At 55.0% G+C, this 9,347-nt stretch carries 8 protein-coding genes; 6 read left to right on the forward strand and 2 right to left on the reverse strand.

Annotation, left to right across the window (positions count from 1 at the left end; translation table 11 throughout):
* The first annotated feature begins 12 nt into the window (after window positions 1-12).
* From BCA01S_RS17580 to BCA01S_RS17605, 6 genes are read left to right on the forward strand one after another with little or no spacing between them, the layout of a single operon-like run.
* Complete coding sequence (locus BCA01S_RS17580) at window positions 13-1,281, forward strand: flippase (RefSeq protein ID WP_027778022.1); 1,269 nt, start codon at window positions 13-15, stop codon at window positions 1,279-1,281.
* On the forward strand, window positions 1,212-2,249 hold the full coding sequence (locus tag BCA01S_RS17585; protein ID WP_156955061.1) for an EpsG family protein: 1,038 nt from the start codon (window positions 1,212-1,214) through the stop codon (window positions 2,247-2,249). The genes BCA01S_RS17580 and BCA01S_RS17585 overlap by 70 nt, the downstream gene beginning before the upstream one ends.
* Window positions 2,246-3,199, forward strand: coding sequence for a glycosyltransferase family 2 protein (locus BCA01S_RS17590; RefSeq protein ID WP_042318807.1), 954 nt, complete (start codon window positions 2,246-2,248; stop codon window positions 3,197-3,199). The genes BCA01S_RS17585 and BCA01S_RS17590 overlap by 4 nt, the downstream gene beginning before the upstream one ends.
* Entirely contained in the window at window positions 3,196-4,269 is a 1,074-nt protein-coding gene (locus BCA01S_RS17595) for a glycosyltransferase family 4 protein (protein ID WP_027778025.1), read from the forward strand. The genes BCA01S_RS17590 and BCA01S_RS17595 overlap by 4 nt, the downstream gene beginning before the upstream one ends.
* Window positions 4,270-4,271: 2 nt before the next feature.
* Window positions 4,272-6,215, forward strand: a complete 1,944-nt coding sequence (gene asnB / locus BCA01S_RS17600) for an asparagine synthase (glutamine-hydrolyzing) (RefSeq protein ID WP_027778026.1) — start codon at window positions 4,272-4,274, stop codon at window positions 6,213-6,215.
* Entirely contained in the window at window positions 6,212-7,354 is a 1,143-nt protein-coding gene (locus BCA01S_RS17605) for a glycosyltransferase family 4 protein (RefSeq protein WP_027778027.1), read from the forward strand. The genes asnB and BCA01S_RS17605 overlap by 4 nt, the downstream gene beginning before the upstream one ends.
* A gap of 194 nt (window positions 7,355-7,548) precedes the next feature.
* Here BCA01S_RS17605 and BCA01S_RS17610 read toward each other — a convergent pair whose 3' ends face one another.
* Both BCA01S_RS17610 and istB read right to left on the reverse strand, forming a co-directional pair.
* Complete coding sequence (locus BCA01S_RS17610; RefSeq protein ID WP_027778028.1) at window positions 7,549-8,283, reverse strand: hypothetical protein; 735 nt, start codon at window positions 8,281-8,283, stop codon at window positions 7,549-7,551.
* 478 nt (window positions 8,284-8,761) lie between these two features.
* Window positions 8,762-9,347, reverse strand: a 586-nt coding sequence (istB, locus tag BCA01S_RS34955) for an IS21-like element helper ATPase IstB (protein ID WP_042318812.1), incomplete at its 5' end; no start/stop codon positions are given.

Raw genomic sequence — 9,347 nt, forward strand, 5'->3', positions numbered from 1 at the left:
GATGAAAGACCCATGCGACTGTCCCATATAGCTTGGAATCTGGCTGGCTTGTCATTGCCGTTAGCCGTGGCAGCGGTCACGGTGCCAAATTTGGTCAATAAGTTAGGTGATGAGCGTTTCGGCCTCCTTGCTTTGGCGTGGGGATTGATTGGCTATGCGGGAGCTCTCGATCTTGGGATAGGGCGCGCTTTGACGCAGATGGTCGCTCGTCTACGTGGTGAAAATAATTGGTCTGCAATACCGGACTCGTTAGCTACGGCCGAACGTATTACGCTTGTGGCGGGACTCGTCGGTTGCGTGCTAATCATCATCGCAGCACTGCTTGGTGCCGGTGCTTTCGTCGGTGCCAAACACACTTCTTCGGGAGAAGTAAGGGGGGCGATGTTGCTGTTAGCCATTGCCCTGCCTGCCCAGGCCATGAGTGCCACTTATCGAGGCTTGAATGAGGCCTACCTCAATTTTAAAGGCATTAGCTTGGTGCGCGTGGTCTTGGGTATTGTCAATTTCGGTGGCCCTTATCTGGTGGCGCTATATACAACGCAGTTGCCGTGGCTCGTGGCGACGCTTGTGGTTAGCCGTCTCCTGGCGTTGTTCGTCTACAAGTGGCTTGCGCTCGCCTGCTTTGATCGCGAGCCGAGCATTGAGCGCAACGGTACATACTCCGGCGCGGTAGCGCGATCGCTCTTTACCTTCGGTGGGTGGTTTACCGTCAGCAGCGTGGTTAGTCCAATATTGATGCAAGCTGATCGTTTCATGATCGCTTCGACCTTGTCTGCCGCCGCTGTCACGATTTATGTGTTGCCCTACGAACTGGTAGTGCAAAGCTTAATTCTTGTTGGTGCCGTCTCATCAGTTATATTCCCGAACCTGAGTTGGTTGATCCAGGAAAAACCAGATCAATGGGAAGGCTATTTTCGCCGATGGCTGCTAATTGTTGCAGTGCTGATGCTTCTCGCGTGTGTGATATTGGCGAGCATCTTGCCGACCCTGCTGCCGTTTTGGATCAAGAAGAATCTGTCGCCCCAGTCTGTGCTGGTGGGGCAAATACTATGCATCGGTGTTTTTGCGAACGCCATTGGCTCGATGTTCTATGCATTGATTCATGCAAAGGGTCGCTCCGATTTGACGGCGAAGTTACACATGACCGAGTTACCCATTTACGTTGGCGTTTTGTTTCTTCTGTTGGGGAAATTCGGAGTCGTCGGTGCTGCATGGGCGTGGGTATGGCGGATGGTGCTCGACGCCGTGGCGCTTGCATTGATTGGGAGAGGGCGGCGATGAGCAGAGAAATCGCGATCCGGTTCTTGGTTTCCCTGTTTTTTGCCATCGTGATAGGTTTGGCGGCAGGGTATCAGGTCCTTGCCGTCAGTCGGGACTATGATAACTACTCTCAATTCTTCAATCTGGTCCGGTCTGCGCCCAGCTACTGGGGGATTCAGTATAGATTTGAGCCCGGATTTACGATGGTTGTATATTGGTTGGTGAATCTCAATTTCACTAACTGGATTGTTTACTCCGTAATTGCGGGAAGCATCGTCTTTGTGAAGTATTTCTCGCTTGAGTTTGTCGAGAGATACTGGCATGCGGTGCTGGTATTTACGTTTTATTTTCTGGCAAGATATGTCCTCCTGTTCGAGATGACGGTGCTTCGAGCTGCCTGCGCTCTCGCGCTGGCATTCGTTGTCTTCTACCGAAAGACGGAAAGTGGAATTCAGATCAAGGACTTGATTGTTCTAGCGTTGGCCGTGCTGTTTCATTATTCGGCTGTTATATTTATTTTTATTTACCTTATCCCTCCGGTAACTCGTCTGAGGATAATTATCGTTTCGATGGCTGTTTTCTTGGTGATTATTCTTTGTAAGCATATTGCCCTGGGCTACTTGCCGGACTATCTTTCTGTTTTTACAACATACGAAGAGTTCGGGAAGGCGACGACTTTTCCCATTCCACTCGTTGTTGATATGGTATTTTTTCTATTTGCCGTTCATTATTTTGACGAGGCCGATTTGACAATGCGCTATGCTATTTTTGGAATGGCAATGTGCTTTGCATTTCATTTTTCCCTGCTCGATTATTCACTTTTGGCGGCGAGATTCAGAGAGCTGCTATCTATATTTTTTCTGATCTATCTTGTTCGCGCGGTATTTTCTGATAATGAGCGAGTGATCAGTGGTTCGATGGCGTATGCGTTGCTGTCGGGTGCGCTGTATTTTTTTGTGGAGTTTTATTATGAGCCGCTCCTGACATGAAACTCAGTGTGGATATTATTGTTATTAACTGGAACTCCGGCGCCCAATTGCTTGATATGATTTCAAGTATTGGCCGGTTTCATGATAATCTCGTTGAGTCGCTTATTATCGTGGACAATGCATCAAAGGACGGTTCGCTCGCCCATGTAAAGACAATGGCCGCCAGTTTGCCGTTTCGCGTGCAGATAGTTCGCAATGAAGAGAACCTGGGTTTCGGAGCGGCTTGCAATCAAGGCGCCAGATTGGCGACTGCAGATCTATTGCTTTTCCTCAATCCGGACGCGTGTCTGTTTGAAGGGTCGCTGGAAAGACCCCTGAATTTTTTGCGTGACCCGATCAATTCCAATGTAGGAGTTGCGGGTATTCAACTCGTGGGCGAGGGCGGGGAGATTGCGCGGAGTTGCAGCCGGTTCCCTACGCTCGCTGTCTTTATTGCACAAGCGATTGGGCTAAATCGCTTGTCCGCGTTTTCCGCGATGAGCACGCATATGTCGGAATGGGCACACGATAGCACCCGAGACGTAGATCATGTGATCGGTGCGTTTTATCTGATGCGCCGAGCACTATTTGATTCTTTGGGCGGATTCGACGAAAGATTCTTTGTCTACCTTGAAGATCTGGACTTATCGCTGCGAGTGCGGCAGGCCGGGTACCGCAGCGTTTATATAGCAGACGTCCGGGCCTTCCACGCAGGGGGGGGGACGTCTCGCCAAATCAAGGCACACCGCCTGTTTTATTCCTTGCGCAGTCGCCTCCTGTATGGTTTCAAGCATTTCAATCCTTTGCAGGCATGGGTATTGGTTTTCCTGACCATGTGCATCGAACCGCTGACGCGTACCGTATTTTCTCTGCTGAGCGACGGATGGAGCGGCGTTCGCAATACATGGCAGGCCTATGGCATGTTGTTTGGCGACTTCGCCAGCATTCTGCGCAAGGCTGGAGATACATGAAAGTTTTGATTCTCAGCCGCTATGGTCCGCAAGGCGCATCTTCGAGGATGCGCTTTTATCAGTTCTTACCCTGGCTCGAGGCAGAGGGGATCGAATGTGTTGTCTCGCCCTTGCTCGGCGATTCGACCCTGCTCGCCAGGTATCAGTCCGGTGGTTACGGACTACGCCCCTTGCTTGCTGCTTATCGGACTAGGGTCACAGCGCTATGGCACAGGCGCCGATTCGACCTTGTGTGGATCGAGAAAGAGGCGCTGCCTTGGGTACCCGCGTGGTTCGAAAAGTGGCTGCTGCGGGGAATTCCTTATGTAATGGATTTCGATGACGCCATTTTTCATGGTTATGACCTGCATCCGTCACCTTGGGTGAGGCGTGTGTTTGGTCGCCGCATTGACCGGCTTATGGCCGGTGCAAGCCTAGTAGTGGCCGGTAATGGGTATTTGGCACGGCGCGCCCGGGCCGCCGGCGCGCCGTGGGTAGAACAGTTGTCGACGGTGGTGGACCTGGAGCGCTATCAGGTGAAAAGGGGACACTCTCCAGCCGCACCTGGAGCGAAACCGCGCATCGTATGGATCGGTTCACCCTCTACGGCGCAGTATTTGTCGCTGATTGCCAAGCCGCTCGCGTTGCTCGCGCAGGAACAACCTTTTATATTGCGTGTGATTGGGGGCGGCGCCGTGTCGATGCCGGGCGTCGAGGTTGAGGTGGTGCCTTGGTCGCTCGAAACGGAGGCTGCTGCCATTGCTGAGTGCGATGCGGGTGTTATGCCCTTGATGGATACTCCTTGGGAGCAAGGCAAATGTGCGTATAAGTTGATTCAGTACATGGCATGTGGACTGCCAACCGTTGCCTCCACCGTCGGCGCAAACTGTGAAGTCGTTGTTGAGGGCGAAACAGGATTTCTTTCTGATACGCCAGACAGCTGGATTGACGCGTTGAGGCTCTTGCTTCGCGATAGCGCACTGCGTCAACGCTTGGGCGCCGCGGGAAGAGCTCGCGCGGAAGCCGAATTTTGTCTGCAGCGCGCGGCGCCCAAGTTGTCGAAATTGCTGAAAAAGGCGTGGGGAGGATAAAGATGTGCGGTATTGCTGGTTTTTTCGGAGGCAGTCCCCTCGCTGGGCAGAATGATGAGGCCCTAGCGGCGGCAATGGCCCATCGCATCGTGTACCGTGGACCGGATGACGGCGGCGTCTGGTGTGATAGCGAAGCCCGCATTGGGCTCGGCCACCGTCGGCTGGCCATTGTGGATTTGTCAGCTGCCGGGCACCAGCCTATGGTATCGGGAAGCGGCCGATATGTGATTGCATTCAACGGTGAAATCTATAATCACCTGGACTTGCGCGAGCAATTGGGCGAATGGACCTGGCGTGGTCACTCGGATACGGAGACGCTTTTGGCTGGCTTTGATCGCTGGGGCGTACGGCAAGCGGTGGAGCGGTGCGTCGGCATGTTTGCCTTCGCTGTTTGGGATAAGGCTGAGCGCACGCTAACGTTGGGCCGCGATCGGCTGGGCGAAAAGCCACTTTATTACGGCTGGCAAGGCGAGGGGAGTCAGAGGAGTTTTTTGTTCGGATCGGAGCTACAAGCGCTGCGAGCTCACCCAGCATTTGCTGGCGAGATCGATCGAGGAGCACTGTCTCTTTTTCTGCGGCACGCCTACGTGCCTGCACCTTATTCGATCTATCAAGGCATTGCGAAGCTAGAGCCGGGGTCCCTGCTGACAGTGTCCCTGCGACAGCCCACACCGGCGTTTGAAACCTATTGGAGCGCAGTGAGCGTGGCCCGGAACGGTCAGGCGAATCTATTCGCAGGTTCGCCGGATGAAGCTGTATCTGAACTGGAGCGGCTGGCAAAGCAGGCCGTGGGGCGGCAGATGATGGCCGATGTCCCGTTGGGTGCGTTTTTGTCTGGAGGCGTCGATTCCTCGACCATCGTAGCGTTGATGCAAATCCAGTCTTCAAGCCCTGTGAAGACTTTCACCATTGGCTTCGAGGAGAAAGACTACAACGAAGCCGAACATGCTAAGGCGGTCGCCAGGCATTTGGGCACGGAACATACCGAGCTGTATGTTTCCGCCGCACAGGCTATGGACGTGATTCCACGACTGCCCCATCTGTATTGCGAGCCTTTTGCAGATTCGTCTCAAATACCGACTTATCTAGTGAGCCAATTGGCGCGGCAACACGTGACGGTGTCTCTGTCTGGGGATGCCGGTGACGAATTGTTTGCCGGGTATAACCGGTACCAAATCACCTCTAGCCTGTGGCGCAAGCTGGAGCGTTTGCCGACGTCGGCCCGCGATGTGGCTGCTCGCGGCATTACGGCCTTGTCACCTGTGGCATGGGACCGTATCTCGCACTGGCTCCCGGGCGGCACAAGGTACGCGACCTTCGGCGACAAATTGCATAAGGGCGCTGGTGTACTGGCAAGTCGCACAGTAGACGAGTTGTATCTTGGCTTGGTGTCGCACTTGCGAGATCCCGCGGCATGGGTGCTCGACGGGTCTGAGCCACCGACTTATCTGACGGGCTTGCGGCCGTCGCTGGACGGTCTGGACGGTGTTGGACGCATGATGGCACTCGATGCAATCACCTATCTCCCTGACGACATCCTGGCTAAAGTCGATCGCGCGGCGATGGGTGTAAGCCTCGAAACACGCGTGCCGTTCCTGGATCATCAACTGGTCGAATTTGCGTGGAGTCTGCCTATTGCGTACAAGCTTCGGGATGGACAGACCAAGTGGCCATTGCGTCAGATGCTATACCGTCATGTACCTCGGGAATTGATCGAGCGGCCGAAAATGGGCTTTGGCATCCCCTTGCATCAATGGTTGCGTGGCCCGCTACGGGAATGGGCGGAGGAGTTGCTTGGCGAGACGCGATTAATGAGCGAGGGTTATTTCAACGCCTCGCTCGTTCGCCAGAAGTGGAATGAACATATGAGTGGACAGAAGAATTGGGCTTCGCATCTATGGACCGTACTGATGTTCCAGGCGTGGCGGGAGGGCAACTACGCATGAGCCGCACGCTGATGTTTGTGGTGAATGTGGATTGGTTCTTCCTGTCGCATCGTTTGCCGATTGCCTTGGAGGCGCAGCGTCAAGGCTTTACCGTCCATATCGCTACCGGACTGACTGACAAGCTGAATGAATTACAACGCCATGGTCTGGTGGTGCATCCGTTAGTGCTAGAGCGCGGCAGCGCCAGTTTGGTGAATGGATGGCGAACGGTTGTGGACCTGTTGCGTATCTTCCGGAGCGTTCGGCCTGACGTGACTCATCTGGTCACGATCAAGCCGGTCTTGCTGGGAGGCCTCGCGGCGCGGCTGGCTGGGATGCCCGCGGTAGTGGCAGCGGTGTCCGGCTTGGGTTTTGTCTTCATGGCCCGAGGCTCCAAGGCCGCTGCACGTCGCTGGCTGGTAGGCATCCTGTACCGCGTAGCCTTGGGACACCGTAATCTGAAGGTGATCTTTCAGAATCCGGATGATTTGCGCAGCTTGGCCAAGGTAGCCAACCTACCCGCCGATACAGTGGCCCTGATCCGCGGATCTGGGGTCGATCTGGATGGGTATGTCCAAATGCCGCTGCCTGAAGGTGTGCCTGTGGTTGTCATGGCAGCGCGATTGCTGGCAGACAAAGGCGTCGGCGAATTCGTGCAGGCGGCCCGTATCTTGAAACAAAGGGGAAGTCTTGCGCGCTTTGTCCTGGTCGGTACGGTGGATCCGGACAATCCCACAAGCTGTAAACAGAGTGAATTGGATGCGTGGGTAGATGAGGGCGTAGTCGAATGTTGGGGGCATCGTCGCGATATGCCGCAGGTACTGGCGGCTGCGACATTGGTTGTGTTGCCTTCATACCGGGAAGGCTTGCCCAAAGTCCTGATAGAGGCGGCCGCGTGCGGTCGGGCTGTCATTACTACTGACGTGCCGGGCTGCAGGGACGCCATTGATCCGGGGATTACGGGAGTGTTAGTACCAATGCGCGATGCCGGCGCATTAGCTGACGCGATGGAGGACCTGATTGGCTCGCCTGAACGCTGTCGGGCTATGGGCGATGCCGGGCGTAAGCTTGCGGAGCGGGCATTTGATGTACACCAAGTAGTGGCGACACATCTGGATATTTATCAGGATCTAATAGAGAAATCTTGCAATCGCGGGTGACTGGCGCCGCCGGAATCGTCGGCAGCGCCGTAATGCAAAAGATTCAGAGCAGGAGCGGTATGTCGTTCGCTATCTGCATCCGCTCTGGAATCATGCCGCGTATTCACGTCGAAAGGACCCGTACCTTTGCTGGGTTCCTCGCGCCGGTAATCACCCAAGGTCCGGCAACTACCTATCAATACCTCTGCATTAGGTCAGTTTACCCGTGCGTATTTGCGCGATCTGATGAGCGGCCTCAAACTTTCGCGTGCAGTGAAAGCAACGCCTGCCAACAAACCTAGCGCAGCGCCAATTGCAGTCAGCGCCGTTTTGCTCGGTGTGGCCGGCTTTTGCGGAACATAAAGCGCTTCAACTACGCGCGTTGGATAGCTCAATATAGGGCTGATGGCCTGCTGCAGTCCAACCACTTGCTGTTTCAGAATCACGATCTGCGCATTGAGCAGTGTTGCCGTGTTGCCCACGATTACGTCACGCGAATTGTTTGTGGTATCGGCTTTACTCTGTGCCGTTGACTCGCGAGCCAATTTCAGGGTGAGGGCATAGTCCCGCTCAGCCTCGGCGAGCTTAGCGGAAGTGCTATCAAGTTCGCGCTTCGAGTCAGCCACGGCGGGCGCGAAAAGTTTCTGATGATCGGCCGAAAATTCTTGGAAGGATGCCATCAAAGCCGACGAGGCCTGTTCCCGGGAGTAGGCCGAGACCTGCAAGTCAATCATGTCAGAACTTCTCGAGGCCGTGGCCTGCATCGAGTCGAAAATGACTCTAGAGTCTCGGTCACCTTCGTCAGGCAGTGGCAAACCCAGATCCTTGATCACACTCAGCCGAAAGCCGGGCAGGTTGTATCGAACAGCGGCGTTCGCTTGGCTTTCGATCGGCCGGCTTACCACGGTGCCGTTGTGCGACATGGAAATTTGCCCAATCTGGATCGTCATTCTGGCAAGCCATCGGGGATGCAGCATGTGAGATATCGCTGCACCGGCCAATGCTCCGACTACCGTAGTCAGGGCGACGAGCATGACTGGCTTCGCAAACCGGCGCATGTGTTCGCTAGGTGAATGTGAGGCTGTGGAGGGTGTTTGGTGCATGCCGGAAAAAATAAGTCGGAGGGATTGTAGAGATTTGAGTGTAATTGTAGCGCGATTTGTACTCGATGCCTGCTGCACGCTCGGGTTACTTGTTGAGCGTTAGTGGGCCGTTCAGTACCTTCGACAGCGGTCATCCTGTCTCAATGGCATAACGTTGCCTGCGGCAAAATAGGCGCCACAAATCACGCAGCCCATCGGGATTGTTTCTTCATAGGAAGAATTGCACCTGTTGATATGTTCTTGTTGCCTTTCGCCGTAAAGGGGCCGGGTGTTTTCGGCGTAATGGCGCCAGCGAAAGGCGCCTGATTCGGGGCTCGAACGGGGATCAAGAATCCTTGTTTTTACCTCCTTTCGCAAGTGCTGATTTGTTGCTCTCGGGCATCGGGCGTGGAACACGGTAGCTCTCGCCGTCGAGCACGACGCGGTATGCCGCGTGTCGCAAGCGATCAAGCGTTGCAGCGCCGAGCATTTTGTTTGTCGCGAACGCATCACCCCATTCCGTAAAATCAAGATTGCTGGTTAGCACGGTGGATGTACGTTCGTACCGTTCGGCGATCAGATCGTGGAAGTCTTCATCTTCGGGCGTGCGCATGGGTTTCAGCCCGAAATCGTCAATGATGAGCAGCGGTACCTTGGCAAGCGCCTGGAAGCGCCGGTCGTAGGAGCCGACGGCTTGCGCGTTGCGTAGCGCGCCGAGAAGCCGGGTCTGGGTCATGAACAGGACATCGTGACCTTGCCGGGCGGCGGAGTGGCCCAGTGCCTGCGCCAGATGGCTTTTGCCCGTTCCACACGGACCGGCGATCAGCACGCTGACCTTCTCATCGATGAAGCGGCAGGTCGCCAGATCATGGACGACGGCGCGATTAAGGTTGGGCAGCCGGTCGAAGTCGAAACCTTCCAGTGTCTTCTGG

The organism is Paraburkholderia caledonica NBRC 102488, from assembly GCF_000685095.1.
Taxonomy (GTDB): Bacteria; Pseudomonadota; Gammaproteobacteria; order Burkholderiales; family Burkholderiaceae; genus Paraburkholderia; species Paraburkholderia caledonica.

Bases quoted from the DNA above. Each gene is read 5' to 3' on its own strand.
- BCA01S_RS17580 (WP_027778022.1), top strand. From the start codon at position 13: ATGCGACTGTCCCATATAGCTTGGAATCTGGCTGGCTTGTCATTGCCG.
- BCA01S_RS17585 (WP_156955061.1), top strand. From the start codon at position 1,212: ATGGGCGTGGGTATGGCGGATGGTGCTCGACGCCGTGGCGCTTGCATT.
- BCA01S_RS17590 (WP_042318807.1), top strand. From the start codon at position 2,246: ATGAAACTCAGTGTGGATATTATTGTTATTAACTGGAACTCCGGCGCC.
- BCA01S_RS17595 (WP_027778025.1), top strand. From the start codon at position 3,196: ATGAAAGTTTTGATTCTCAGCCGCTATGGTCCGCAAGGCGCATCTTCG.
- asnB (WP_027778026.1), top strand. From the start codon at position 4,272: ATGTGCGGTATTGCTGGTTTTTTCGGAGGCAGTCCCCTCGCTGGGCAG.
- BCA01S_RS17605 (WP_027778027.1), top strand. From the start codon at position 6,212: ATGAGCCGCACGCTGATGTTTGTGGTGAATGTGGATTGGTTCTTCCTG.
- BCA01S_RS17610 (WP_027778028.1), bottom strand. From the start codon at position 8,283: ATGACGATCCAGATTGGGCAAATTTCCATGTCGCACAACGGCACCGTG.